The following is a 25798-nucleotide window of genomic DNA, read 5'->3' as shown; positions in this document are numbered from 1 at the left end:
GGATTTAGAATGACATACGTGCCACAAATAAAAATTCCCGCCACCTACATGCGTGGCGGCACAAGCAAAGGTGTGTTCTTTAACTTAACTGACCTGCCCAAAGAGGCCCAAGTAGCCGGCGAGGCACGTGATAACATATTATTACGCGTCATAGGTAGCCCAGACCCATACGGCAAACAAACGGATGGAATGGGAGGTGCAACATCCAGCACCAGCAAAACAGTTATTTTGGCCAAAAGTGATCAAGCCGATCATGACGTCGATTATTTATTTGGACAGGTCGCTATTGATAAATCTTTTGTCGATTGGAGCGGTAACTGCGGTAATTTAACTGCAGCAGTAGGTTCATTTGCAATCACATGTGGCCTCGTTGATAAAAAACGTGTGCCAGATAATGGCATAGCTGTAGTACGAATTTGGCAAAAAAATATCAACAAGACGATCATCGCACATATCCCCATAACAAACGGTCAAGTACAAGAAACAGGTAACTTTGAACTCGATGGGGTCACTTTCCCAGCTGCTGAAGTTAAAGTTGATTTTGTCAGCCCTGTCGATCCTTCAGAAGCAATGTTTCCAACAGGCAATGTAGTTGATGACCTTAGTGTACCTGGCATAGGCACTTTCAAAGCCAGCATGATTAATGCGGGAATACCAACGGTATTCTTAAATGCTAAAGATATAGGTTATACAGGCACTGAGTTACAAGAAGCTATTAATAGTAATGCTGACGCCTTAGAGCGCTTTGAAACGATACGAGCGTACGGCGCTATTAAAATGGGCCTGATTAACGATATTTCAGAAGCGGCTGCCCGCCAACACACACCAAAGGTAGCCTTTGTCTCCGAACCAGAATCCTATGTATCTTCAAGTGGGAAAAATATTGATGCTCAAAGTATAGACCTAAATGTACGTGCATTATCAATGGGTAAACTTCATCATGCGATGATGGGGACAGCAGCGGTTGCCATTGGCACTGCATCTGCCATACCCGGAACATTAGTCAACCTTGCAGCAGGAGGTGGTGAAAAAAACATTGTTACCTTTGGGCACCCCTCAGGTACATTGAAGGTTGGTGCAGAAGTAAGTAATATCAATGGACAGTGGAGCGTCAATAAAGTAACCATGAGCCGAAGTGCACGAGTATTAATGGAAGGCACTGTTAGCATACCTGGCGATTGTTTTTAACCACAACAAAATAGTAACCTCTAAAAAGGGAGTGCTTTGAACACTCAATTGTTTAAATCAAAGTAACTAATAACATACGGTTTATAAAAAAAGCGGATATAAATTATCCGCTTTTTTTATGCCTGTATTTCTGTCAATAGCAACTATATAAACTAACGATCAAAATCAAACAAAACAAAATTGAAACATACAAATCTTATCGGTACTAATGCTAAAAATAGGTATCGTTGTAACAGTATTCGTTAGAGCTATAGCGTCCGACAGAAGCCCAACAAACAAATAAACAAGGCACCAAACCACAAATGCTAACTCATCCATCATTAGCTAACTAGGGTGCCCATATTGACGTACAAAACTGATAAGTAGCTACATCTTTAGAGCCAACGTATAGATTTACACCCTAAAAAAAGCAAAAACCATAGAGCAAAAAAAACCCGCCAAGAGGCGGGTTTTTGTGTAAAAGCCTGGCAGTTCCCTACTTTCACATGGCTACTGCCACACTATCATCGGCGCTAAGCGGTTTCACTTCCGAGGTCGGAATGGGATCGGGTGGTACACGCTCGCTATTGCCACCAGGCAAATCGGCATCAGAGATATTCTCTGCAATAATTTAGAAAGTTGTACATCAATTCATAATGTTAGTTATTTAAATAACAACCCTTTTGGGTGTTATATGGTCAAGCCTCACGGGCAATTAGTACATGTTAGCTTCACACATTACTGCGCTTCCACACCATGCCTATCAACCTTGTAGTCTTCAAGGGCCCTTCAGGATTCTTAAAGAATCAGTGAGAATTAATCTTGGAAGAGGCTTCGCGCTTAGATGCTTTCAGCGCTTATCCCGTCCGAACGTAGCTACCCGGCAATGCCACTGGCGTGACAACCGGAACACCAGAGGTTCGTCCACTTCGGTCCTCTCGTACTAGAAGCAGCTTTCCTCAATTCTCAAACGCCCACGGCAGATAGGGACCGAACTGTCTCACGACGTTCTAAACCCAGCTCGCGTACCACTTTAAATGGCGAACAGCCATACCCTTGGGACCGGCTACAGCCCCAGGATGTGATGAGCCGACATCGAGGTGCCAAACACCGCCGTCGATATGAACTCTTGGGCGGTATCAGCCTGTTATCCCCGGAGTACCTTTTATCCGTTGAGCGATGGCCCTTCCATACAGAACCACCGGATCACTATGACCTACTTTCGTACCTGCTCGATGTGTCTATCTCGCAGTCAAGCACCCTTATGCCATTGCACTAAGCGGACGATTTCCGACCGTCCTTAGGGTACCTTCGTGCTCCTCCGTTACTCTTTGGGAGGAGACCGCCCCAGTCAAACTACCCACCATACACTGTCCCCGATCCGGATAACGGACCTGGGTTAGAACTCCAAACATACCAGGGTGGTATTTCAAGGATGACTCCACAAGAACTGGCGTTCCTGCTTCAAAGTCTCCCACCTATCCTACACAAATAGGTTCAAAGTTCAGTGCAAAGCTATAGTAAAGGTTCACGGGGTCTTTCCGTCTAGCCGCGGGTAAACTGCATCTTAACAGCTATTTCAATTTCACTGAGTCTCTGGTGGAGACAGTGTGGCCGTCGTTACGCCATTCGTGCAGGTCGGAACTTACCCGACAAGGAATTTCGCTACCTTAGGACCGTTATAGTTACGGCCGCCGTTTACCGGGGCTTCGATCAAGAGCTTCTCCGAAGATAACCCCATCAATTAACCTTCCGGCACCGGGCAGGCGTCACACCCTATACTTCCTCTTACGAGTTTGCAGAGTGCTATGTTTTTAGTAAACAGTCGCAGCCACCATTTTATTGCAACCCTCTTGAGCTCAACGAGCAAGTCGCGTCACCTAGAGGGCGTACCTTCTCCCGAAGTTACGGTACCATTTTGCCTAGTTCCTTCACCAGAGTTCTCTCAAGCGCCTTAGAATTCTCATCCCACCCACCTGTGTCGGTTTGGGGTACGGACGCCTATAACCTGAAGCTTAGAGGATTTTCTTGGAAGCATGGCATCAATCACTCCGGACTCCGTAGAGTCCTCGACATCACATCTCAGGTTTAATGAGTTCCCGGATTTACCTAAGAACTCGCCCTACATGCTTAAACATACATATCCAACAGTATGCTGATCTAGCCTTCTCCGTCTCCCCATCGCAGTTATACGCGGTACAGGAATATTAACCTGTTGTCCATCGACTACGCCTTTCGGCCTCGCCTTAGGTTCCGACTAACCCTGCGCTGATTAGCATTGCGCAGGAAACCTTGGGTTTTCGGCGTGGGGGTTTTTCACCCCCATTATCGTTACTCATGTCAGCATTCGCACTTCTGATACCTCCAGCAAACCTCTCGATTCACCTTCACAGGCGTACAGAACGCTCCTCTACCATGCGTGTAAACACGCATCCGTAGCTTCGGTATGATACTTAAGCCCCGATAAATCTTCCGCGCAAACCGACTTGACCAGTGAGCTATTACGCTTTCTTTAAAGGATGGCTGCTTCTAAGCCAACCTCCTGGCTGTCTGTGCCTTTTCACATCGTTTTCCACTGAGTATCATTTTGGGACCTTAGCTGACGGTCTGGGCTGTTTCCCTTTCCACAACGGACCTTATCACCCGCCGTGTGTCTCCCGCAATTGCACTTGTTGGTATTCGGAGTTTGCAACGGGTTGGTAAGTCGGGATGACCCCCTAGCCGTAACAGTGCTCTACCCCCAACAGTGATATGCGAGGCTCTACCTAAATAGATTTCGAGGAGAACCAGCTATCTCCGGGCTTGTTTAGCCTTTCACTCCGATCCACAGCTCATCCCCTCATTTTTCAACATAAGTGGGTTCGGGCCTCCAGTAAGTTTTACCTCACCTTCACCCTGGCCATGGATAGATCGCCCGGTTTCGGGTCTACTCCCAGCGACTATGACGCCCTATTAAGACTCGGTTTCCCTACGCCTCCCCTAACGGTTAAGCTTGCCACTGAAAGTAAGTCGCTGACCCATTATACAAAAGGTACGCAGTCACACCACGAAGGTGCTCCCACTGCTTGTATGCATACGGTTTCAGGATCTATTTCACTCCCCTAACAGGGGTTCTTTTCGCCTTTCCCTCACGGTACTGGTTCACTATCGGTCGACAAGTAGTATTTAGCCTTGGAGGATGGTCCCCCCATATTCAATCAGGATATCACGTGTCCCGATCTACTCGATTTCACTCTAAATGCATTTTCGTGTACGGGGCTATCACCCACTATGGCCAAACTTTCCAGTATGTTCCACTAACACAAATAGAGCTTAAGGGCTGGTCCCCGTTCGCTCGCCGCTACTAAGGGAATCTCGGTTGATTTCTTTTCCTCTGGGTACTTAGATGTTTCAGTTCCCCAGGTTCGCTCCTTATACCTATGTATTCAGTATAAGGTGACCATTAAAAATGGCCGGGTTTCCCCATTCGGAAATCTTCGGATCAAAGGTTGTTTGCTACCTCCCCGAAGCTTATCGCAAGCTACAACGTCCTTCATCGCCTCTTGTCGCCTAGGCATCCACCGTATGCACTTATTCACTTGACCATATAACCCCAAAAAGGCTATATATCTGTAAATAACGTTCATTATGAATTACTTAAGCAGTATAAAACATGCGATATCACGTTTTATACTTCTTATATATTTTCTAGCCAACTAGGGACTAAAAAATACATGTACAACTTTCTAAATTGTTAAAGAGCTATCAACACTAATGCCAATTCAATAAACCCTCTTTGAAGGCTTATTGAATTGGTGGAGCCAGACGGGATCGAACCGTCGACCCCCTGCTTGCAAAGCAGGTGCTCTCCCAGCTGAGCTATGGCCCCAAATAGTATTATGAGCGTGGTGGGTCTGGGTGGATTTGAACCACCGACCTCACCCTTATCAGGGGTGCGCTCTAACCAACTGAGCTACAGACCCTAGCTCGGGTGTATATCAAGTAATTTGTGTGAACACTTATGCAACGTTCATGTTATAGAAAGGAGGTGATCCAGCCCCAGGTTCCCCTAGGGCTACCTTGTTACGACTTCACCCCAGTCATGAATCACAAAGTGGTGAGCGGCCTCCCGAAGGTTAGCCTACCCACTTCTTTTGCAACCCACTCCCATGGTGTGACGGGCGGTGTGTACAAGGCCCGGGAACGAATTCACCGCGGCATTCTGATCCGCGATTACTAGCGATTCCAGCTTCATGCAGTCGAGTTGCAGACTGCAATCCGGACTAGGACCGGCTTTAAGGGATTAGCTTACTCTCGCGAGTTTGCGGCCCTCTGTACCGGCCATTGTAGCACGTGTGTAGCCCTACCCATAAGGGCCATGATGACTTGACGTCGTCCCCACCTTCCTCCGGTTTATCACCGGCAGTCTCCTTAGAGTGCCCAACTAAATGGTAGCAACTAAGGATAAGGGTTGCGCTCGTTACGGGACTTAACCCAACATCTCACGACACGAGCTGACGACAGCCATGCAGCACCTGTATCAGAGTTCCCGAAGGCACCAATCTATCTCTAGAAAGTTCTCTGTATGTCAAGGGTAGGTAAGGTTCTTCGCGTTGCATCGAATTAAACCACATGCTCCACCGCTTGTGCGGGCCCCCGTCAATTCATTTGAGTTTTAGCCTTGCGGCCGTACTCCCCAGGCGGTCAACTTATTGCGTTAGCTGCACCACTAAGCGGAAACCCGCCCAACAGTTAGTTGACATCGTTTACGGCGTGGACTACCGGGGTATCTAATCCCGTTTGCTACCCACGCTTTCGCACCTCAGCGTCAGTGTTGGTCCAGAGAGCCGCCTTCGCCACTGGTGTTCCTTCAGATATCTACGCATTTCACCGCTACACCTGAAATTCCACTCTCCTCTACCACACTCTAGCTAAACAGTTTCAAATGCAGTTCCCAGGTTGAGCCCGGGGCTTTCACATCTGACTTGTTTAACCGCCTACGCGCGCTTTACGCCCAGTAATTCCGATTAACGCTTGCACCCTCCGTATTACCGCGGCTGCTGGCACGGAGTTAGCCGGTGCTTCTTCTGTAGGTAACGTCAGGGCCTAAGGTTATTAACCTTAAACTTTTCCTCCCTACTGAAAGTGCTTTACAACCCTAAGGCCTTCTTCACACACGCGGCATTGCTGCATCAGAGTTTCCTCCATTGTGCAATATTCCCCACTGCTGCCTCCCGTAGGAGTCTGGGCCGTGTCTCAGTCCCAGTGTGGCTGATCATCCTCTCAAACCAGCTACGGATCGTTGCCTTGGTGAGCCATTACCTCACCAACTAGCTAATCCGACATAGGCTCATCTATTAGCGCAAGGCCCGAAGGTCCCCTGCTTTGCCCCGTAGGGATTATGCGGTATTAGCCTGGTTTTCACCAGGTTGTCCCCCACTATTAGGTAGATTCCTATGCATTACTCACCCGTCCGCCACTCGACGCCTGCTAGCAAGCTAGCATCGTTTCCGTTCGACTTGCATGTGTTAGGCATGCCGCCAGCGTTCAATCTGAGCCATGATCAAACTCTTCAGTTTATATTTTTCGACCTCTTAAAAGGAGGTCTAGATCTTGCTCAATATAGAATTAAACGTATTACTTAAATTTTAAAACTTAAGTGTGTTCAACCTATATTGATTATTTTTTAAATAACTTAAACAATCAACACAAGTGTCCACACAAATTACTTGATAAATTTTTAAAGAGCTGATTCAAACTTGGTCTGAACCGGGCCAGCTATTATATCCATTTGCTTTCGTTTTGCAAATTATTTGTTAACCTTTTTCGTTAATAAATATCTGGATCTTTTTACTGTTCTTCTTTGCTTTTCAGCTTAATGATTCGGCTGCTTTGCTAGAAGAGCTGCGTATTATAGGGACCTAATTTCATTGGTCAACGCTTATTTCAACTTTATTTACTAAGCTATTGTTATCTTTGCGAATTTCCTTTTCCCTACCTGCACTAAGTGCTCCTCTCCCAACCCAAGCATCGTACCTTTATCATTAATCTTCTGCTCGTTAACTCTTACTGCCCCCTGCTTTATCATGCGGTAGGACTCCGATGTGCTTTTTGTTAGCCCTGCATCCTTCATAACATTAGCCAATAATAGCTCGCCTGCACTTGTTATAGTTATCCTTTCTATGTCTTCTGGAAGCTGGCCATGTTTAAATCGAGATTCAAACTCTTGTTGTGCGCTTTTTGCTAATGATTCATCGTTAAAACGCTCAACTATTTCTAACGCCAATTTAACTTTTATGTTTTTTGGATTTTCTTTACCCGCTTCGCACTGGGCTTTCCATTCATTAATTTCATCCATCTCCCTAAAACTAAGCAATTCGAAATAACGCCACATCAAACTGTCAGAAATGGACATGATCTTGCCGAACATATCGTTCGGCGCCTCATTGATGCCTATATAGTTACCCAGTGATTTTGACATCTTTTGTACGCCGTCCAATCCTTCTAAGATTGGCATTGTCATCACCACTTGTGGCGATTGACCATATGTTTCTTGCAGCTGGCGACCCACTAATAAGTTAAATTTTTGGTCTGTTCCACCGAGTTCAACATCCGATTTTAATGCTACTGAGTCATACCCTTGTATTAATGGGTATATAAATTCGTGTATAGCAATAGGCTTACCACCGGTATAGCGTTTATTAAAATCATCTCGCTCTAGCATTCTCGCGACAGTATGTTTGGCTGCTAATTGAATTAAATCTACTGCATTAAATTCTGACATCCATGTTGAGTTAAACACTACCTCGGTTTTGTCAGGATCTAGAATCTTGAAAACTTGCTCGGTATAGGAAGCCGCATTTTGTATGACTTCTTCTTTGGTCAACGGCGGCCGCGTTGCTGACTTCCCCGTTGGGTCGCCAATCATGCCAGTAAAATCGCCAATAAGAAACAATATATGATGCCCAGCATCTTGAAACTGTTTTAGCTTATTAATAAGTACCGTGTGGCCCAAATGCAGGTCTGGGGCCGTAGGGTCAAAACCAGCTTTTATTCTTAACTTTTTGCCCGAGGCTACTTTTTTATCAAAATCTGACTCTACCAATATTTCATCAGATCCGCGCTTTAGCTGCGCTAATTGCAATTTTATAGCTTCACTCACACATCTTCCCTATATATAGTATAAAAGGCGCAAGATACTGCATATCAAATATAAATCAACTTTTTCTCACCCAGACTGACTCTGTAGGACGTTCTTTCCGGTCACAATTTCATTACTTTCAATGAAAGGGTTACTCGTGTCACAATTGGGCTTTATACTTTTCACTTTACTTGCTATACAATGTCTAAGCTTACGCTTTTTATAGCTTTTTTTGTTTTTACATAACCCTTAACACTAACCTTTTTATGATGAAATCTAGCTTAATAAATCGTGATTTTAAAACACCGATAAGCCCTCGTCGCTATAACAGCAAAAAAGCACGTCTTATCACCATGCTGCTGACTACAATAGTTATGCTGGGCATTGCGCTTTATTTCAAAAATGCTACTGATCCCAATCAGGCCAGCTTATCTACCAAGCCAACTAACAATCAACATGTAGTCTCTATTGATTTACCAGAGAGATCATCAGACGATTTTTCTGCGCCTACTTTATCAATTGTTAAGCATAAAACCGCGCCGTTAACTGCGCCAACAAACACTGCCAAAATTACAGGCTCTTCAGAAAAAATCTCATGGAAAGAGTACACCATTAAGCCCGGCGACAGTTTGGCTAAAATATTTAACCACCTGAATTACTCAGCCACCACGCTACATAATATTATTCAGCTTGGCGAACAAACACAGGCTTTAAAAAAGATTCGACCGGGGCAAACACTACGTTTCGCACAAAATGCAGATGGCGAGTGCGTTTCTTTGGAATACGACCTCGACCAAATAAAAACCCTTCGCATTGAAACCATTGATAATGACTTTGCTGCAACGGTTATTGAAAAACCAGTGGAAGTTTCTCACGCTGTAGCATCCGCAGATATCAATAACTCACTTTTTTATGATGCCAAACAAGTTGGGGTGTCTGATAAAACAATCATGGAGCTTGCTAATATTTTCGGGTGGGACATTGATTTCACTCAAGGCTTAAGACAAGGAGATTCATTCAGCCTGCTATATGAATCCAAATCCATCAATGGGAAGCGTATTGAGAATGGCCCTATCTTAGCTGCTGAATTTATAAACCGCGGTAACAAATATCAAGCTGTTCGCTTTACTGATAAAGACGGCAATACTGAATATTTTTCTCCTGACGGAAAGAGCATGCGTAAAACCTTTTTGCGCAACCCTATCGATTTTGCAAGAGTTAGCTCACATTTCAATTTGCGTAGAAAACACCCCGTTTTAAATAGGATTCGCGCACATAAGGGTGTTGACTACGCGGCCTCCACAGGCACACCTATCCGTTCTACTGGGGACGGCAAAATCATCTTCCGTGGTATAAAGGGCGGTTATGGCCGCGTCGTAATCGTTCAACATGGACAAAAATACAGCTCACTTTATGCACATATGTCTAAATATGGTCGTTACAAAAAAGGCTCACACATCAAACAAGGGCAAATCGTCGGTTATGTTGGAATGTCAGGGTTAGTAACCGGACCACACCTGCATTATGAGCTTAGAGTTAATGGCGTTCACCGGAATCCTTTAACTACTAAATTCCCCGCGGCTGAACCAATCAATAAAAACTTGCTGGCTGAATTCAAAAATCAGACATCTCCTCTTTTAGCGCAATTAGCGCTCGCAAAAAAGACTCAGTTAGCACTTAAATAAAACAGCGTGAAACAACTGTATATCGGCATCATGTCAGGCACCAGTTTAGATGGTGTCGACATTGCTATTGTTGATTTTAGCAATGACAAGCCAAGTCTTTTCTCAAGTTACTATAAGCCATACCCAGCTGTATTATTAGCCGATATAACAGCCGCCTGCGGGCAAACTCACATCTCTTATGAGGCACTCGGGACATTAGATGCCCAGCTTGGCAAATTCTACGCTCAATGCGTGCAAGACACGCTACACAATACAAGCCTAAGCCCTCACGACATCGTTGCTATTGGCTCACACGGGCAGACGATACACCATAGCCCTAATAGCACCCCGCCTTTTACTCTGCAAATTGGTGATGCCAACCGTATTGCTGAAGAAACTGGAATTACTGTTGTGGCAGACTTTAGACGACGCGATATTGCAGCAGGTGGTCAGGGCGCTCCGTTAGTGCCTACTTTTCACCAAGCTATTTTTCAATCAGCGCACGATAATCAAGCGATTATCAATATTGGTGGTATTTCGAACGTCAGCTATCTTAATAAAGACCAAACTAACATTATTATTGGATTTGATTGCGGCCCTGGAAACACACTAATGAACCAATGGTGTCAGCAGCACTTTGAAAGACCCTATGACCATTGCGGACAGTTATCCAAAGCTGGACGTATTAATACCCCCCTTCTCAACAGCATGATGGACGACCCATACTTCGCAAGACCTTACCCTAAAAGCACAGGGCCTGAATATTTCAACCTTAACTGGCTGGCTTCACACTTAGAGCGACACCCCGGCAGTACGATCGACACGCTGACGTCCTTATGCGAATTAACGGCCCAGTGCATTGCAAAAAGCCTAACGCAACTCCCAGGCGTTGATAACGTCTTAGTTTGCGGCGGCGGCGTACATAATGACTATTTAATGACAAGGCTTCGCCATTTAATTGAGCTACCTATTGATTCAACGGAGGCTCACGGCCTTCACCCTGATTGGGTAGAGGCCAGTGCCTTTGCATGGCTTGCTAAACGGGCGCTTGAGGGGAAAACTGGTAACCTGCCATCGGTTACCGGGGCCGATAAAGCCGTTATTTTGGGCTCTATTTACCCCGCTTAAACTGAATAACTTAGTAACTAATAAAGCAACTGGTTTCTATGCTGCAAATGATGAGCCGCAACCACAAGTTGTTGTTGCATTTGGGTTACGAATAACAAACTGCGAACCTTGTAGGTCTTCTTTATAATCAACTTCTGCTTTTTCAAGGTACTGGTAACTCATTGGGTCTATCACTACAACGACACCATCTTTTTCTATGCCAAAGTCATCTTCAGCCATGGTTTCATCAAAGGTGAAACCGTATTGAAAACCCGAGCAACCACCACCAGAAATATATACCCGAAGTTTCAACTCGGGGTTACCTTCTTCTTTAATCAGCTCAGCCACTTTTTGTGCCGCACTGTCTGTGAAATTAATATCCGCTTCTGCAACAAATGTTGTCATATTTAGAGCCTCTTTATTTAAAATTTATTCACTATACGGTTAGTACACTTTCTATTAAGAAAGTTCGTCTTGCACAGGTTCTTCTTGCAAACCGATAGCTGTTATATTGGAAGCCGCATCTTGCTGGCGCACGAGTTGACCATTCACCTCTGCCCCTACTTCCATTTCAATTAAGTTATATTGAACATTGCCTGTCACTCGAGAATTAGCAATCATTTGCACCCTTTCGGACGCTATCACATCACCTCGAACCTCTCCATCAAGAACGACTATAGGAACATTAACATTCCCATGTATAGCACCCAGCTTACTCAACGTAAGCGTTGCAGTTGAACCGTTTTCCGCCGATACATTTCCGACAACGCGACCATCAATATGCAGCCCACCAGTGTAAATAATATCTCCTTGAACAACCGTACCCTCCCCAATAATAGTGGATACATTAGTGGTATTAATCTCTTTCAGTTTTTTTGTATTTGAAGAAAACATTCTTTCAACCTCTAACTTTATTTCTTTAATTTAGCATACTAGTCTATCCCAGATAGGCGTTAGCTCCTAATTCTCAACCTTTAGCCACTAACGACCTCTTGCCAAAGCCACTGCTCTTGCATTGGCTTGGAGCCTTTTTTCGAGCGGTTAATAATCATGCTTACTGTCTTAGGTATAAATCCAATCGGCAACTTAATTTCACCCGTTAGCAACTCATAATACCTAAAAGAAAAATTACCAGATTTCAATCCTTCTATAGACAAGTCCTCTAGCAGGAACTCCTTTTCTTCCCCCTGCCAGTCACCTACTATTGAAAACGTATATTGGCCTTTAATCACTTGTTTCTGGCTCGTGCCTTGGGCCAACACTAGTTCATAGTCATAACCACCTTTTTCATCGAGCGGCCTGATATCAAAACTATCAATATATAGCCCCTTAATTAACGTTTCTGGTGCCACAACCCGCTGATAAAAAGCCAACTGCTCCTTTGTATCGCTTAATTCTTCGTGCAGCTTAACCAATGATTTTCTTGCATCTTTTTGAGACTGCGCATCGATTACCTTCGAGCTTTCAATAAAGTCGAGCCGTTTCACAAGAGCTTTGTTTGCCTTCGTTAACTTAACAACAGATTCTTTTAATCGAGCATTATCGGCTTGATATTGTTTAACATCTTTAACCGATAGTCGCCCTAAAACAAAAAACAATACCAGCAGCACAATAACAATAAACAACGCCGTTTTTTCGATTAACCGCCTGCGCTGCGTTTGATGATACGGGTGTGGACATTGGTGACGAACCATTAAAAGCACCTATACTATATTAGGGGTATAAACCTACTTGATCTAGGCCCGTTTTTTCATCCAAGCCAAACATAATGTTCATATTATGAACAGCTTGCCCTGAAGCCCCTTTCACTAAATTATCAATCACCGACAATACGGTAACAACCTGCCCACCTTGAGGCTGATGTACAGCGATTTGACAACGGTTTGTGCCACGGACATCACCTGTATCCGGATGCGCACCACTAGGTAATACATCGACAAAGGGCTCATCAGCATAAAACGTCTCAAACAAATCTTGCAAGTTAATCCCCGTTTCTTTTAGCGGCGCATACAACGTGGCATGTATCCCTCGAATCATTGGCACTAAATGAGGTGTAAATGTTAGCGAAACCGGTGATGCAGACAGCTGACTCAATTCTTGAGAAATTTCAGGTAAATGTCGGTGCCCCGGAACACCGTATGCTTTAAAACTTTCACCACTTTCACTCATTAAACCGACAACACTGGCAGAACGACCAGCTCCACTCACGCCTGATTTCGCATCGGCAATCAACATTGAGCTTTCAATAACATTTGCCTTAAGAAGCGGTAAAAAACCTAACTGCGTAGCCGTTGGATAGCAGCCAGGGTTAGCTACCAAATCTGCATGTTTAATCAACTCTCGATTTGTTTCAGGCAAGCCATACACTGCCTGCTCAAGTAGTTCTGGGCAAGCATGTTTAGCGCCATACCACTTTTCCCAAACCGTAACATCTTTCAACCTAAAATCAGCTGATAAATCTATTAGTTTGACATCAGCAGCCAATAACTCTTTCGCCATCGTCATAGCTGTCGCATTAGGTGTTGCAAAAAACACAACATCGCATGCTGTTAAATTTTCAACAACCGGGGCAACAAAGCATAAATCATTAAACCCGCGTAAATTTGGGTACACAGCATCAACACGCAAACCCTTTTCGGCCCGCGATGTTACTACCTGGACATCCACCTGTGGATGCATCGCTAGCAACCGGAGCAACTCCACACCGGTATAACCCGTTCCACCTACAATACCTGCTTTTATCACACTTCTGCCTCTTTATATTAATCCTTATTATCAGCACATTTTACACTAGCATCGTCTGATATAATTAGTCGAATGGCAAACCCCAACGTTCAGCAAATTTTTACGCTTTTCTCTGCTTGGAAAACTCACCTTGTTTTCTGGTTAGGCGCTATTTTTGTAGGCTTGTCATCGGTCGCTTTAACTTTCGGAAGTGAATTGGTCAGCACATTATTTAGAGAGCTGCATCAAAAATACTTGATCTACAGCTTTTTATTTACACCTATCCTCCTTACTTTTCTTGCTTGGGTCACCTTTACTTTTTTTCCTGGCTCAGAACGTAGCGGTGTCCCGCAAGTTAAAGCAGCGCTTGAACCTTCAGAAGCCGGCCTTAACAAACCACTACTTAGCTTTCGAATCCTTGTTGGTAAACTATTCCTTAGTATTGGCGGTATTTTTGCCGGCGCTTCTGTTGGTTTAGGTGGGCCAGCTATACACATTGGCGCCGCCTTGATGACTTACTTTGGGCGGTTTGCTAACTTTGGACCTCATTATTTAGAACGCGGACTCATTTTAGCTGGCAGCTCCGCCGGTTTTGCAGCACTTTTTAGTGTCCCATTGGCTGGCATTGTATTTGCCATCGAAGAAATGGGGCGCTCACTTGAGGAGAAAACCAGTGGGCTCATTATCACTGCCGTTATTTTTGCCGGTGCTACGGCCTTAATTCTCCATGGGCAATATGTGTTTTTGGACAACTATCCAACATCCTTTCCTTGGGGAAAAGCTTGGCTCATCATTCCTGTCTGCGGTATTGCTACTGGGTTTATGGGCGGCCTTTTTAGTTTAATCCTTCTTAAAGGCGGGCCTTTTTTAAAATCTATAAACTACTTATCACCCCTTAAAATTGCCTTTATTTGCGGCATCATTATTTCTATTCTTAACTACCTGTCTGAGGGTGCAACTGCAGGGACGGGCTACCAAGAAACTAAAAACTATCTATTCAATGCGCAAAGCATGTCATCTGAATACCCTTTGATGCGAATGCTCGCCAGTATAGCCACCTTTTTTATTGGCATTCCTGCTGGTATTTTTGTACCATCCCTCTCGGTTGGCGCAGGCATTGGAGCCAACCTAGCTGAGTGGCTGCCAATTGCCCCTGTCTCAGTTGTCATTCTTTTAGGCATGACAGGTTATTTTTCAGGCATGTTACAAGCACCGTTAACATCCTTTGTCATTATTATGGAGATGACTAACTCACATGATTTATTATTGCCAATGATGGCTACAGCCTTTATTGCCAACGGAACATCTAAACTAATTTGCCCTATAGCCTTATATCAAGGGTTAACTCAAAACTACCTTAGTGCAAAACCCAATGAACAAAAATAAATCCTTCCAATTTATATTAGCCATGTTACTGATTGGTTTTGCCGGTTTGGTGTATTTCAATAGCGGCGCCATCAATCAGGTTCCTGACATTTCAATAAGCACCATAAACGGAGAAGAAATTGCCACCACCTCACTCCATGGCAAACCTGCTTTAATCACGTTTTGGGCCACCGATTGCCCTAGCTGTATTAAAGAAATACCTCATTTAAAAGCGATCCATGCAGATTATGCTGATAAAGGTGTGTCTATTATCGCTATTGCTATGAAGCATGATCGCCCAGAGCATGTTATCGCGATGACACAGGCGAAGTCTCTTCCATACACTATTGCTTTAGACCCGAAAGGCGATGTCGCGAAAGCTTTTGGTAATGTTCGTTTAACACCGACTACCTTTTTAGTCGCACCCGATTCAACTATCGCCTTACACAAGCTTGGGCTGTTCGATGAGGAAAAGATGCGAAAACAGCTCGATAAATTATTGGCTAAAAGCTAATGTGGTACAAAGCGCTACATATGATATTCATGGTCACCTGGTTTGCTGGCCTATTCTACCTGCCTCGCTTATTTGTCTATCACGCCATGAGCGATGATGAGACCAGCAACAAGCGTTTCAAACTGATGGAACGAAAATTATACTTTGGCATCATGACACCGGGGCTGGTCCTTACCCTGCTTTTTGGCATCTTAATGCTGACAGACTATGCCTGGGCTGCGTTTGGCCAATCGGGTTGGCTGCATGTAAAATTAACATTAATTGCATTACTGTGTATTTACCATGTTTATTGTGGCAAGTGGCTACTTGATTTTAAGCACGATCGTAATAAACATGGCCACGTGTACTTTCGTTGGATGAATGAATTACCCGTGTTATTTTTGGTTGGCATTGTAATTTTGGCGACAGTTAAACCTTTTTAGACCTGCACTTCCGTATTAAGCCTTGTATAATCTTTTTCAAATTAACTCCAGAGCCTATTTATGACTAACACCGTTCAATGTGTCGTCCTTAAAACCGAATCCGAAGCCTTAGACAGTGCTCCCCATCCAGGTGAGCTAGGTGAACGCATTCTGGCAAACGTATCCAAAGAAGGCTGGGCATTATGGCTCGAGCGCTTATCAATGATTATCAATGAAAATGGTTTAAGTACCGCGGATGTGGAAAGCATTCAAGTGATTGAGAAACACATGAAAGGCTTTTTCTTCAATGAAGGTGAAATGGGGCATGTTCCAGCTGGTTTTCATGAGGCTACGACACCGCCTAAAAACTCATAAGATTCACTCTTAACCCCGAGACTGAGAAATGGCTATTTTTTATATCGTTATCTAACTTTCTATAGGCTGCATTAAACAACCTATAGCCTTGATACCCCTCAGTAAAAACCAGCCGCCCAACGTACAAGTTGCAGCGAGTTCGAAGCCAACATAAAAAAAACCTAAAGCCTAGCTTTAGGTTTTTTAATAAGAATCAGCGCCGCTTTATAAAAAAACAGATACAACGTTAAAAACTAAGCGGCACCTCTAAGCTTTAAACGACCGACTGTTTTTTAGCTGCAACCGCCACTAGAAGAGCCGCATGAACCACAGCCGCCTGAACCGCCTGTTGCCGCAAACACATTGTTGAAAACAAAACTCGCTTCGCCCATGCCTTTATCAATAAAATCAATCTCAACGCCACGCATATAATTCAAGGCCACTGAATCCACATACACCTTATAATCACCCGAATCTAATACGCTATCATAAGGTGTTTTTTCATCAGAAAATGTCATGCCATATGACATGCCACTACAACCACCACCTGATACGAAAATACGAATGGCATCCATTTCATCACCCACCTCTGCGAATAACTCGGAAAGCTTTTCACCAGCTGCCTCGCTAATATTGATATCCGCTGCCGATAAAACTGAATTAAATGAACCTGCTGCACCCATCGTTAACTCCTTATAAATATATTTATACCCCATCATTATACGAGAAATGACATCAAACCGCCTGTTAATTATTAAAGCAGAGAATTATTTGGTTGCTAATGAGAATGATTCGTATTAAGATTCCCTCTCACCCTAATTTTTAACTTTCTAAGAGAAAAGATTATCATGAAAAACAGTATTAAAAAGTCAGGTAGCTTAGCGCTTTTGTTGGGGGTTCTTGCTGCCCCACAGGCATCGGCATTAACGCTTGAAGACCTTGCTAAGAGGCTCGATGCACTGGAAGCAAAAAATAAACAATTAGAACAAGAAAACTCCCAATTGCGAGATGCTGTTGCCACAACCAACGACAAGGTAGAAGCTGCTGTTATCGCGACAGAATCTATTGCTGACAGTGCCAGTGGTATCCAAAAACTAGCTGATTGGGCAGACAAAACCAGCATTGGCGGTTATGGTGAATTACATTACAACAACCTTTCAGGCAAAGGTGGTGCTAGTGATAAAGATGAAATTGACTTCCACCGTTTTGTTCTATTTTTTGGCCATGAGTTTACCGATGATATTCGTTTTTTCTCAGAATTAGAGCTTGAACATAGCCTTTCAGGAGACGGCAAAGACGGTGAAGTTGAACTAGAACAAGCGTATATAGACTTCGACCTCAATGATAACCACACCGCACGTGCCGGTTTATTTTTACTACCTGTCGGTATTATCAACGAAACTCATGAGCCACCTACTTTTTACGGCACAGAACGTAACCCCATCGAAAAAAACATTATCCCAGCAACTTGGTGGGCAGCAGGTGCAGGTGCTCATGGTGAACTAGGCGCAGGCTTTAGCTATGACGCTTATATCCATTCTGGCCTTAATGTTGATAATGGTTTCAGTATCCGCAGCGGTCGTCAAAAAGTTAGCAAAGCAAAAGCGAATGATCCGGCTGCTACCGCACGTATTAAGTACACTGGCATCCCAGGTCTTGAACTTGCAGTATCAGCTCAACACCAACAAAACATGGGTCAAGGCTTAGTAGCAGGCCTAGAAAGCGGTAACTTAATTGAAACCCATGCTATTTGGTCTACTGGCCCCTTCACTGTCAAGGCTCTATATGCTGCTTGGGATATTGATGGTTACGCTGTTGAAGCAGTCGGCGCTGACAAACAAGAAGGTTTCTACGTTGAGCCATCTCTCCGTTTATCTGAAAAATTTGGTATATTTGCTCGATTCAACCAATGGGATAATTATGCAGGTAGCAACTCTGGCACCGCTAAAGATACTGAAAAGGAACAATGGGACGTTGGTATAAACTACTGGCCACATGAAGATGTTGTCATTAAAGCCGACTATCAATACCAAAATAATGATGATGGTAAAGAGCAAAATGGACTTAACCTCGGCATCGGCTATCAGTTTTAATCGGTCTACTTAAAAACCCATGAAAAGGATTGCCTTATTATTTGCCGCTGCTTTTTTCTTTCAAGCAGCCATCGCCAAAGGGGTCTATCAGACCCCTGAGGCTTTCCTCAATCAAGTGTTTGAAGGCAACACCCCCCCTTTATCATCGGTTTGGCTAACGAAAGATAAGAAAGAAGTCATCACTCAGTTTTTGCAACATAAGCCTTCGTTTATCCGCGTAAAATATTGGCAAGATGGCGAAAAAACAGCGTGGATACTTGACGAAGTTGGCAAAGAAAAACCCATTACTATCGGCGTCGTCATTGAGAGTGGAAAAATACAACAACTCAAAGTATTAACCTTTAGAGAATCACGAGGCTGGGAAGTTAAACACACGTTCTTTACTCGCCAATTCGATAATGTTGGCATCAACCAAGATCAACAACTTGATAAACATATCGATGGCATCTCTGGTGCCACTTTATCCGTACGAGCCCTAAAAAAAGTCGCTAGAATAGCCCTTTACCTCGAACAACAACTTTAAATCATGGGCAACAAAAGGTATCGCCGAAAAAAATTTAGTTCCTTATACCTTTGGCATCGCTACACGGGGCTCTTAGCTGCTGTGTTTGTCATCTTTATTAGCCTCAGCGGTATTGCGTTAAACCACACCGATGATTTGGCGCTAAAAAAAAAACACCTTAGCTCTAATTTTCTATTAGACAGTTACAACATCCAAGCGCCTACTTGGACCCGACAATTCAAAACAAAGCAATATACCGTCACACAGGCCGATGATTTATTATTCATCAATTCGAATGAGGCTATGGCAATAGACAGCATGTTAGCTGGTGCCGTTGAATTTAATGATTTTTTACTTATTGCATTAACCAATACGGTACTGCTGATTGACGCAGACAACCAGCTCGTTGAAACATTGGGCACTCTCAACGGAGTCCCCGCTAATATTAATCGCATAGGGTCTACTAGTGATCAGCAAATACACTTGCTTGCAAACGATCAAATTTATCGACTCACTGAGGCATTGAGTTTTCAAAAAACTACCGTTAACGAACAGCTACACTGGGCCAGCCAAGAACCTTTATCAAAGACTGCACTTAAGGCCATCAACCAACGCTATAAATCAAACATTATTTCACTGGAAACCTTTATGCTAGACATACATAGTGGCCGTTTTTTTGGAGCCTACGGGGTTTTATTTTTTGATTTAATCGCAGTTATTCTTATATTTTTAGCTTTTACCGGGGTTATTATTTGGATACGACAATCTCTAAAACACCGCCAACGTGACTAAAAGTAAGCAAGCACTTACTACAACTAACCCATCCAACAGCTTTATATTTGATGGTGGACGCGTAAATGATACAAATGCCGCTCAGCATCGATCAAATGCTGCCCCCAATGAAGAAAGAACCCATCACGCCATAGGTTCAAAGCAACAGATAAGTTCTCTTGGCCGCAATTAATAATATCTAAGCCCCGTTTAATCTCGAAGTAAAGGTCGGCCAAGTCTTCAGATAGGCTTCCATACAGTTCGTTATGGATTAACTCCTCACCTACTTCATAACCGTCTTTCTCGCCTAATGATTTTTTAAGGTGGCAGAAAAGCTCAAAGCGCTCATCAATATCAGATAATGCAAAAAAGCATTCCGCCCTATTATTTGCATGATCGATTACTTCCATAACGGCGTGAATTCTTGGCAAAACCAAACTAATTTGAGTCAGCCAGTTTTGCGCCTCAAACTCATCTATATTTTCAATTAGAAAACAAAACCGTCTTGCATCCTCCGGCAGTTCTTGGATTTGTTTTGAGATTTTATTTCTATTTTCGTTTCGCACACAGTAAGCTTAGACAAAATTAGAAGAAATACCGTGAATTAATAAAATAATGCTACAAATAAATTTACCGCTCGTATGATTCGCCTGCTCTTAGTTATTGCCGTTGCTTTAGGTGCCATCTATCTCGTCCGATGGTTCCTCAACACCCCCGCTGAAACCGTTGCTGCCACTATTCGAAAATCACTTTGGTTGTTGTTAGGTCTCGGGCTTATCTTTCTTGCTGTCACCGGCAAACTAAATATTATCTTTGCCTTTATTGGCTCCGCCATTCCACTTATTGCAAAGCAGCTGCCCAATATTTTACGCCTGCTTGGTATGGCTAAAATAATAAAATCCACCAAAAGCAAAGCTCAGGGCAACACCCCACCGCCTTCAGCGCAAGCAATGAATCAACAACAAGCCCTCACTATGCTGGGCTTAAAGCCCGGCGCTTCAAGAAAAGACATTATTGCAGCACATAAACGACTCATGCAGAAAGTACACCCCGACAAAGGCGGTTCCGAAACCTTAGCGAGTCAAATCAACCAAGCCAAAAACTTACTTTTAAAAGAATATGAACCATGATCAAAGCATAATATTCGCCATCTTAACGGTAACCCTTGCTTTATTCGCTTGGGGACGATGGCGATATGACATTGTTGCGTTAACAGCCATGACTGCTGTTCTATTATTTGGCCTTGTTACCCCTAATGAGGCGTTTGCAGGCTTTGGGCACACAGCTGTTATTACCGTTGCCGCTGTGTTGATTATCAGCCAAGCACTCAAGAATGCCGGCGTTGTTGATGTTGTGGCCTCCTACTTATTACCCCACACTGGTAACGCCATCATTCATATTGCCTTATTAACGGCTCTTGTCACCTTTTTTTCTGCCTTTATGAATAATGTTGGCGCGCTTGCTTTATTACTACCAGTTGCCATTGCCACCGCTAAAGAGCACGGCCGATCACCCGCGATGGTTTTAATGCCCTTGGCGTTTGGTAGTATTTTAGGCGGCATGAGTACGATGATTGGTACGCCACCCAATATTATCATTGCAAATTATCGTGCTGACATTACTGGAACCGCTTTTAGTATGTTTGATTTCTCACCGATTGGCTCCGTTATCGCTGTCATTGGCGTCACCTTTATTACCTTAATTGGCTGGCGGTTAATACCAAAAAAACGATTTGAAGAAAATCAGCCCGAAAAGCTATTTGAAGTCAGTAGTTACTTAACCGAAGCGAAGGTGATGCCAGAAAGCCCCTTAATTGGCCTTGCTGTTAATGAAGTTGAAGACCTTCAAATTAACGATATTGGCATTGTTGGCGTTGCTCGTGGTCACTATTTTGCACTTAATACAAACCCAAATTATAAGCTTAAAGAAAACGATATCTTAATCCTTCGAGGCGACCCGTTAACCTTGCAGAGCAAATTTGCTGATTCACACTTAGAATTTCAAACAGCCACTGGAAAAACATTTGATAATTTAACCGAGGGTGACCTCGCATTAACCGAGTGTGTTATTACCGCTACTTCTCCGCTGGTTGGCCGAGATGTTTCTTATTTACGTCGCCGAACCGCTAATTCAGTTGCTGTTATCGGCCTTGCTCAAGAAGGATCTGTGGTTCGCAAACGCCTACGCAACAATACCTTTCAGGCCGGTGACGTCCTATTGCTACAATACCAAAAAGGTTTAATTAACGACATGCTCACAGGGCTCAATCTATTACCGCTCGCCGAACGTGGCATTCAAATTGGGCAACACCGCCGGGTTTTGATAGCTTTGGCAATTTTTATTGGCGCGATTATTCTCGGTGCAATCAATATTTTGCCAATGGCAGGAGCCTTTATCTTAGCCATTCTTGTATATTCCATCATGGGGTTTTTGCCTGGCAAAGACGTTTATCGCGATGTCGATTGGCCAATTATTATTTTACTTGGTGGCATGATTCCGGTTGGTCGCGCCTTAGAAAGCACAGGCGCTACCGAGCTGGTTGCCAGTAGCATCGTTAGTATCACTGAAGGGTTACCCATCTACATGGTTTTAACGCTGATTCTAGTAACCACAATGTTTTTATCCGACATTATCAACAATGCTGCCACTGCGCTAGTAATGGCCCCTATTTCTGTTGGCATTGCAAATCAACTTGGCGTGAATATAGACCCCTTTCTAATGGCCGTTGCCATTGGTGCCTCTTGCGCTTTTTTAACACCTATTGGGCATCAATCCAATACACTTGTAATGGGGCCCGGCGGTTATCAATTTGGGGATTATTGGCGAATGGGACTACCCTTGGAAATTATTATCACGCTGATCTCTGTCCCCCTTATTCTAATCGTCTGGCCGTTGTAATAACGACCAGACACTAGAAATATTTATTAACGAAGCAGAACGTCTGCTAGATCAATCACGTCAATAACTGTACCGTTTCCTTCTAAAACCCGTACCACTTTATTACCTACTCGACGGACTTCTTCACCATCACGTATCGTAGGCAGTCGTCTGGCCAACTCATGCGGGATACGTTCTGAGTATCGTAAAATATCGCTATCCAACACTTCTCCGCGGGCTACTTTTGCCTCCCAACCTGGAGGCAACTGACCACCACGATCTAATTTCTTTTGCAAACCATAAGGTACCTGTTTGTCCTTATTTTTTTTATACTTTTTATCGGCTTTATCATCACCATCACGGCGATAATAATCTTTTATATAAGAACGTTCTGACTCAGTAAAATAATGTTTCGTTTTTTCTTTATCTTTATTTTGCTTCTGTTTTTCTTTTTTACTGCCTAGCGTGTCGTCGAGCTCCTTTTTATCCAGCTTCTCAGAGCGACCAAACCAGCGCTCCCAAAAGGATTCACTGTGTTCGGCCTTGCCTACAAACTCGCCCTCTGGTTTAGCCGCATGCACGGCTGTAATCGAGAATAAAAAAAGCAACACCAAAACACCCATTGTTGATCTTTTAGTTAACATAACCCTCTCCTTATTTATAAACATCTGGACACTATAAGCGAACTTAACTGAACAGCTTCTTAATCATTAACCGACAGTTCCTTTATATATTGAAATATTTTCCGTGCAGCAGCTGGCGGCTTTTGTTTTTCCAATTCTTGATTCGCTTTTCGTTGAAGCTGCCTAATGTGTTGGCGATCCGCCTGTGGGTAATTCACTAAGAATTCGCTCAACGCTGCATCTCCTTGCTCGACTAACTTATCTCGCCATTGCTCCATCATATGTAAGCGAGCTGTCGCCGCTCTGTCTTTATCGAGCTGTCGTTCAATGGCTTGGTTAATCCCTTCAACATCGGTACTGCGTAACAATTTTCCAATATACTTAAATTGCCGTTTTATCGCCCCGCCTTTAGATAATTTTCTGGCCACAACAATGGCTTGTCTTAAGTCATCCGTTAATGGCATGCCATCGAATTGATCTTGCGACAAATCCGCAATCCTTTTCCCTAGCGCCACCAAATCATCCGCTTCTCGTTTAATTTGAGTTTTACTGATGAGTTCTGCTGCTCTTGCTTCTTCTTGATTCATTAACTATATAACCTGATCTAATAATAACGACATGCTAACAAATTAACCGTGTATTGGTTTAATACACTCGGTTTTATTGTGTTCAAGCCAAGCATAAAAACCTATTCTTATTTGAGGCATCTACTTATGCCTTGTTATATACAAAGCCATCTGCATGTCCCTTAACAGACCTAATAACGGCTAACTACTCGATCAAACATCGAACATTTTCACCCTTAGCTGGTCAGCACTAAAAAAATAACAAATAAAATAACAGCCGCTATGGGTAACAAAATACCAGCCCAGTCCTTTTCCGCCTCTTCACTTTGTTTAAGCGCCGCTTTAATACCCGGTCTAAACCAAAAAATAACCAATAACGCTACCGCGCCCAACGCTAATTGCTCCCACAATGCCATATTCATCTTTTAACCGCCTTAATTTGTCTCGATAGGTTTTTCTTTCTCACAATTCCAACAATGTGAAAACTGTCCGTCACTTTCTTCTCCACAAAACGAACATCTCCATGCAGGTAAATCTTGCTCACCCAGTGGATCACTGGCCAAATACTTTTGCGCTAATTGTTCGTCACGTTCATCATTTATCCAAAGCTCTGGCCAACACTCTGTCGGTGGTAACTCTCCGGCAGCGGCCCCTAAAAACTCATTTTTGATTTGGCAGGCAATCCCGTGTTGTTCGAGGTAGTTTCTCCAAAAAGCAACCTCGATAAAATTTTGCGCTGTAAAAACTTTAATCATCGTTTACACTGCCTCTTCTTTTTACACGCTTTACTGTTATGACGAAACCTCACTATATCGACACCAATGAACAGCTTTCTGAGTTTTGTAACACGATAAAAAACGAACCTTGGTTGGCGATAGATACTGAGTTTCAACGGGAAAAAACCTACCGTTCAATACTGGCGTTAATTCAAATTGCCACTGCCGATATAGTCGCTATCATCGACCCAATAGCCTGTGACATCAAGCCCTTATTGGATATTTTATACAACCAAAATATACTCAAAGTCTTCCATGCCGCACGTCAAGATCAAGAAATTTTCTACGATTTACGCGGCAAGCCATTAGCGCCTGTTTTTGATACTCAAATTGCCGCGCCCATTTTAGGCCACCCAGAACAAGCCGGCTATGCACGATTAGTGGATGATATTTTGGGTGTGCAATTAAGCAAAGCTCATTCACGTACAGACTGGCTACGTAGACCGTTAAGCGAAGAACAAATCACCTATGCAGCTGACGATGTGATTTATCTAGCCAAGCTATACCCGTTATTAGAAAACCAACTAAAGGAAAAAGACCGACTTAATTGGTTGGCGCCAGCCTTTGCCGATTTATGCAAACCTTCACTGTATTCCAACCCACCAGAACTTGCATGGAAAAGGATCCGAGCAGCCAAACGTTTAAAAGGTGGCGCCTTATCTGCGTTACAAAAATTAGCCGAATGGCGTGAAGACCTTGCACAACAAAAAGACATCCCTCGTGGCTGGATAATTAAAGATGATATTTTAATAGAGGTGGCCAAACTCAAGCCAACCAATCTCCACACTCTATCGTCTATTCGCGGCATTTCAGACAAATTCACCGATAAATTTGGGCGCGCAATTATCGACATTATTGCCAATGCCATTGACAAAAAACCAGCCTCTACTGCGGCTCAACAAAAACCTAAGAAAGTCACCGAAAAACAAGAAGCCTTAGCCGATCTATTAATGGCTCAAGTAAGATTGAAAGCCGCCGCCGCGAACGTCAACGCCACGTCTCTCACCAATCGTAAAGAATTATTACAGTTGATCCATGGTCAACGCGATCTTGAGTTATTGAGTGATTGGCGCAATGAGATGGTTGGCCAAGATCTCCTTGCTACGCTGGAAGGCGATAACAACTTTAGTGTCACTTCAGGTGAACTCGTTATTTCACCTTCAACATAAGGTCT

24 protein-coding genes, 2 tRNA genes and 3 rRNA genes are annotated in these 25798 nt (G+C 43.6%); 13 read left to right on the top strand and 16 right to left on the bottom strand.

The features are described 5' to 3' along the window. Positions 1-9 precede the first annotated feature (9 nt). Positions 10-1188, top strand: coding sequence for a 2-methylaconitate cis-trans isomerase PrpF (gene prpF, locus Q91_RS01325; protein WP_015005072.1), 1179 nt, complete (start codon positions 10-12; stop codon positions 1186-1188). A gap of 462 nt (positions 1189-1650) precedes the next feature. Here prpF and rrf read toward each other — a convergent pair. The 6 genes from rrf to tyrS all read right to left on the bottom strand — a co-directional run bounded on the left by rrf (position 1651) and on the right by tyrS (position 8308). Further along, positions 1651-1765 (bottom strand): 5S ribosomal RNA (gene rrf / locus Q91_RS01320). Positions 1766-1861: 96 nt separating this feature from the next. Beyond that, positions 1862-4751, bottom strand: a 23S ribosomal RNA gene (locus Q91_RS01315). A 208-nt stretch (positions 4752-4959) separates the two neighbouring features. Beyond that, positions 4960-5035, bottom strand: a tRNA-Ala gene (locus Q91_RS01310). Positions 5036-5052: 17 nt separating this feature from the next. Further along, positions 5053-5129 (bottom strand) — tRNA-Ile (locus Q91_RS01305). A gap of 58 nt (positions 5130-5187) precedes the next feature. Then, positions 5188-6725 (bottom strand): 16S ribosomal RNA (locus Q91_RS01300). The 16S, 23S and 5S rRNA genes sit together here with 2 tRNA genes alongside, the layout of an rRNA operon. Before the next feature lie 380 nt (positions 6726-7105). Further along, a complete protein-coding gene (gene tyrS, locus Q91_RS01295; protein WP_015005071.1) occupies positions 7106-8308 on the bottom strand; it encodes a tyrosine--tRNA ligase in 1203 nt (400 codons plus the stop codon). Between the two features lie 245 nt (positions 8309-8553). On the opposite strand from tyrS, the gene Q91_RS01290 reads away from it, so the two are divergent. Both Q91_RS01290 and Q91_RS01285 read left to right on the top strand, forming a co-directional pair. Then, positions 8554-9972 carry an OapA family protein gene (locus Q91_RS01290; protein WP_015005070.1) on the top strand — a complete coding sequence of 473 codons (1419 nt, stop codon included), beginning with the start codon at positions 8554-8556 and terminating at the stop codon, positions 9970-9972. Between the two features lie 6 nt (positions 9973-9978). Further along, on the top strand, positions 9979-11079 hold the full coding sequence (locus Q91_RS01285; RefSeq protein WP_015005069.1) for an anhydro-N-acetylmuramic acid kinase: 1101 nt from the start codon (positions 9979-9981) through the stop codon (positions 11077-11079). 36 nt (positions 11080-11115) lie between these two features. On the opposite strand, the gene erpA is transcribed toward Q91_RS01285, so the two are convergent. The 4 genes from erpA to argC form a co-directional block, all read right to left on the bottom strand. Continuing rightward, positions 11116-11463: an iron-sulfur cluster insertion protein ErpA gene (gene erpA / locus Q91_RS01280; protein ID WP_015005068.1), complete on the bottom strand. Its 348-nt coding sequence runs from the start codon at positions 11461-11463 to the stop codon at positions 11116-11118. Between the two features lie 54 nt (positions 11464-11517). After that, the gene (locus Q91_RS01275) at positions 11518-11952 is read right to left on the bottom strand and encodes a polymer-forming cytoskeletal protein (RefSeq protein WP_015005067.1); all 435 of its coding nucleotides are present in this window, start codon (positions 11950-11952) and stop codon (positions 11518-11520) included. An 80-nt stretch (positions 11953-12032) separates the two neighbouring features. Beyond that, positions 12033-12752, bottom strand: a complete 720-nt coding sequence (locus tag Q91_RS01270) for a DUF6776 family protein (protein WP_015005066.1) — start codon at positions 12750-12752, stop codon at positions 12033-12035. Between the two features lie 19 nt (positions 12753-12771). Further along, the gene (gene argC / locus Q91_RS01265; RefSeq protein WP_015005065.1) at positions 12772-13803 is read right to left on the bottom strand and encodes an N-acetyl-gamma-glutamyl-phosphate reductase; all 1032 of its coding nucleotides are present in this window, start codon (positions 13801-13803) and stop codon (positions 12772-12774) included. A gap of 72 nt (positions 13804-13875) precedes the next feature. Here argC and Q91_RS01260 point away from each other — a divergent pair, with 72 nt between their 5' ends. The 4 genes from Q91_RS01260 to Q91_RS01245 are packed head-to-tail and all read left to right on the top strand — an operon-like array spanning position 13876 to position 16437. Next, positions 13876-15168 carry a chloride channel protein gene (locus Q91_RS01260; protein WP_015005064.1) on the top strand — a complete coding sequence of 431 codons (1293 nt, stop codon included), beginning with the start codon at positions 13876-13878 and terminating at the stop codon, positions 15166-15168. Next, positions 15155-15661: a TlpA disulfide reductase family protein gene (locus tag Q91_RS01255; RefSeq protein WP_020933160.1), complete on the top strand. Its 507-nt coding sequence runs from the start codon at positions 15155-15157 to the stop codon at positions 15659-15661. Before Q91_RS01260 ends, Q91_RS01255 begins: the two co-directional genes overlap by 14 nt. Then, positions 15661-16083, top strand: a complete 423-nt coding sequence (hemJ, locus tag Q91_RS01250; protein WP_016390441.1) for a protoporphyrinogen oxidase HemJ — start codon at positions 15661-15663, stop codon at positions 16081-16083. Before Q91_RS01255 ends, hemJ begins: the two co-directional genes overlap by 1 nt. Positions 16084-16143: 60 nt before the next feature. After that, positions 16144-16437, top strand: a complete 294-nt coding sequence (locus tag Q91_RS01245; protein ID WP_015005061.1) for an oxidative damage protection protein — start codon at positions 16144-16146, stop codon at positions 16435-16437. 272 nt (positions 16438-16709) lie between these two features. Here Q91_RS01245 and Q91_RS01240 read toward each other — a convergent pair whose 3' ends face one another. Continuing rightward, on the bottom strand, positions 16710-17099 hold the full coding sequence (locus Q91_RS01240; protein ID WP_015005060.1) for an iron-sulfur cluster assembly accessory protein: 390 nt from the start codon (positions 17097-17099) through the stop codon (positions 16710-16712). 165 nt (positions 17100-17264) lie between these two features. Here Q91_RS01240 and Q91_RS01235 point away from each other — a divergent pair, with 165 nt between their 5' ends. Genes Q91_RS01235 through Q91_RS01225 form a run of 3 tightly spaced genes read left to right on the top strand, consistent with a single transcriptional unit; the run spans position 17265 to position 19803 of the window. After that, on the top strand, positions 17265-18509 hold the full coding sequence (locus Q91_RS01235) for a porin (RefSeq protein WP_015005059.1): 1245 nt from the start codon (positions 17265-17267) through the stop codon (positions 18507-18509). 19 nt (positions 18510-18528) lie between these two features. After that, complete coding sequence (locus Q91_RS01230) at positions 18529-19032, top strand: FMN-binding protein (RefSeq protein ID WP_015005058.1); 504 nt, start codon at positions 18529-18531, stop codon at positions 19030-19032. 3 nt (positions 19033-19035) lie between these two features. Then, complete coding sequence (locus Q91_RS01225) at positions 19036-19803, top strand: PepSY domain-containing protein (protein ID WP_015005057.1); 768 nt, start codon at positions 19036-19038, stop codon at positions 19801-19803. Between the two features lie 41 nt (positions 19804-19844). On the opposite strand, the gene Q91_RS01220 is transcribed toward Q91_RS01225, so the two are convergent. Continuing rightward, a complete protein-coding gene (locus Q91_RS01220; protein WP_015005056.1) occupies positions 19845-20348 on the bottom strand; it encodes a DUF5063 domain-containing protein in 504 nt (167 codons plus the stop codon). A 75-nt stretch (positions 20349-20423) separates the two neighbouring features. Here Q91_RS01220 and Q91_RS01215 point away from each other — a divergent pair, with 75 nt between their 5' ends. Next, the gene (locus Q91_RS01215) at positions 20424-20912 is read left to right on the top strand and encodes a DnaJ domain-containing protein (protein ID WP_015005055.1); all 489 of its coding nucleotides are present in this window, start codon (positions 20424-20426) and stop codon (positions 20910-20912) included. Then, positions 20902-22680, top strand: coding sequence for an SLC13 family permease (locus Q91_RS01210; protein ID WP_015005054.1), 1779 nt, complete (start codon positions 20902-20904; stop codon positions 22678-22680). Before Q91_RS01215 ends, Q91_RS01210 begins: the two co-directional genes overlap by 11 nt. Before the next feature lie 26 nt (positions 22681-22706). Here Q91_RS01210 and Q91_RS01205 read toward each other — a convergent pair whose 3' ends face one another. The 4 genes from Q91_RS01205 to Q91_RS01190 form a co-directional block, all read right to left on the bottom strand. Next, positions 22707-23303, bottom strand: coding sequence for a hypothetical protein (locus Q91_RS01205; RefSeq protein ID WP_015005053.1), 597 nt, complete (start codon positions 23301-23303; stop codon positions 22707-22709). A 59-nt stretch (positions 23304-23362) separates the two neighbouring features. Then, a complete protein-coding gene (gene yjgA, locus Q91_RS01200; protein WP_015005052.1) occupies positions 23363-23869 on the bottom strand; it encodes a ribosome biogenesis factor YjgA in 507 nt (168 codons plus the stop codon). A gap of 215 nt (positions 23870-24084) precedes the next feature. Further along, positions 24085-24270 (bottom strand): hypothetical protein, encoded by a 186-nt coding sequence (locus tag Q91_RS01195; RefSeq protein WP_015005051.1) that lies wholly within the window; start codon positions 24268-24270, stop codon positions 24085-24087. Positions 24271-24282: 12 nt separating this feature from the next. Continuing rightward, a complete protein-coding gene (locus Q91_RS01190; protein WP_015005050.1) occupies positions 24283-24603 on the bottom strand; it encodes a DUF2007 domain-containing protein in 321 nt (106 codons plus the stop codon). A gap of 38 nt (positions 24604-24641) precedes the next feature. On the opposite strand from Q91_RS01190, the gene rnd reads away from it, so the two are divergent. Continuing rightward, a complete protein-coding gene (gene rnd / locus Q91_RS01185) occupies positions 24642-25793 on the top strand; it encodes a ribonuclease D (protein WP_015005049.1) in 1152 nt (383 codons plus the stop codon). Positions 25794-25798: the final 5 nt, after the last annotated feature.

It is taken from the genome of Cycloclasticus sp. P1 (assembly GCF_000299965.1).
GTDB lineage: Bacteria > Pseudomonadota > Gammaproteobacteria > Methylococcales > Cycloclasticaceae > Cycloclasticus > Cycloclasticus pugetii.
This window is presented reverse-complemented; position numbering and strand designations above follow the sequence as displayed.

What these genes read in the sequence shown, in the direction of transcription:
- Q91_RS01230 (WP_015005058.1), top strand. Translation starts at nt 18,529, where the DNA reads ATGAAAAGGATTGCCTTATTATTTGCCGCTGCTTTTTTCTTTCAAGCA.
- Q91_RS01195 (WP_015005051.1), bottom strand. Translation starts at nt 24,270, where the DNA reads ATGAATATGGCATTGTGGGAGCAATTAGCGTTGGGCGCGGTAGCGTTA.
- Q91_RS01270 (WP_015005066.1), bottom strand. Translation starts at nt 12,752, where the DNA reads ATGGTTCGTCACCAATGTCCACACCCGTATCATCAAACGCAGCGCAGG.
- yjgA (WP_015005052.1), bottom strand. Translation starts at nt 23,869, where the DNA reads ATGAATCAAGAAGAAGCAAGAGCAGCAGAACTCATCAGTAAAACTCAA.
- Q91_RS01290 (WP_015005070.1), top strand. Translation starts at nt 8,554, where the DNA reads ATGATGAAATCTAGCTTAATAAATCGTGATTTTAAAACACCGATAAGC.
- Q91_RS01240 (WP_015005060.1), bottom strand. Translation starts at nt 17,099, where the DNA reads ATGGGTGCAGCAGGTTCATTTAATTCAGTTTTATCGGCAGCGGATATC.
- Q91_RS01255 (WP_020933160.1), top strand. Translation starts at nt 15,155, where the DNA reads ATGAACAAAAATAAATCCTTCCAATTTATATTAGCCATGTTACTGATT.
- Q91_RS01215 (WP_015005055.1), top strand. Translation starts at nt 20,424, where the DNA reads ATGATTCGCCTGCTCTTAGTTATTGCCGTTGCTTTAGGTGCCATCTAT.
- erpA (WP_015005068.1), bottom strand. Translation starts at nt 11,463, where the DNA reads ATGACAACATTTGTTGCAGAAGCGGATATTAATTTCACAGACAGTGCG.
- Q91_RS01190 (WP_015005050.1), bottom strand. Translation starts at nt 24,603, where the DNA reads ATGATTAAAGTTTTTACAGCGCAAAATTTTATCGAGGTTGCTTTTTGG.
- prpF (WP_015005072.1), top strand. Translation starts at nt 10, where the DNA reads ATGACATACGTGCCACAAATAAAAATTCCCGCCACCTACATGCGTGGC.
- Q91_RS01210 (WP_015005054.1), top strand. Translation starts at nt 20,902, where the DNA reads ATGAACCATGATCAAAGCATAATATTCGCCATCTTAACGGTAACCCTT.
- Q91_RS01245 (WP_015005061.1), top strand. Translation starts at nt 16,144, where the DNA reads ATGACTAACACCGTTCAATGTGTCGTCCTTAAAACCGAATCCGAAGCC.
- hemJ (WP_016390441.1), top strand. Translation starts at nt 15,661, where the DNA reads ATGTGGTACAAAGCGCTACATATGATATTCATGGTCACCTGGTTTGCT.
- Q91_RS01260 (WP_015005064.1), top strand. Translation starts at nt 13,876, where the DNA reads ATGGCAAACCCCAACGTTCAGCAAATTTTTACGCTTTTCTCTGCTTGG.
- Q91_RS01225 (WP_015005057.1), top strand. Translation starts at nt 19,036, where the DNA reads ATGGGCAACAAAAGGTATCGCCGAAAAAAATTTAGTTCCTTATACCTT.
- Q91_RS01235 (WP_015005059.1), top strand. Translation starts at nt 17,265, where the DNA reads ATGAAAAACAGTATTAAAAAGTCAGGTAGCTTAGCGCTTTTGTTGGGG.
- rnd (WP_015005049.1), top strand. Translation starts at nt 24,642, where the DNA reads ATGACGAAACCTCACTATATCGACACCAATGAACAGCTTTCTGAGTTT.
- Q91_RS01205 (WP_015005053.1), bottom strand. Translation starts at nt 23,303, where the DNA reads ATGTTAACTAAAAGATCAACAATGGGTGTTTTGGTGTTGCTTTTTTTA.
- Q91_RS01275 (WP_015005067.1), bottom strand. Translation starts at nt 11,952, where the DNA reads ATGTTTTCTTCAAATACAAAAAAACTGAAAGAGATTAATACCACTAAT.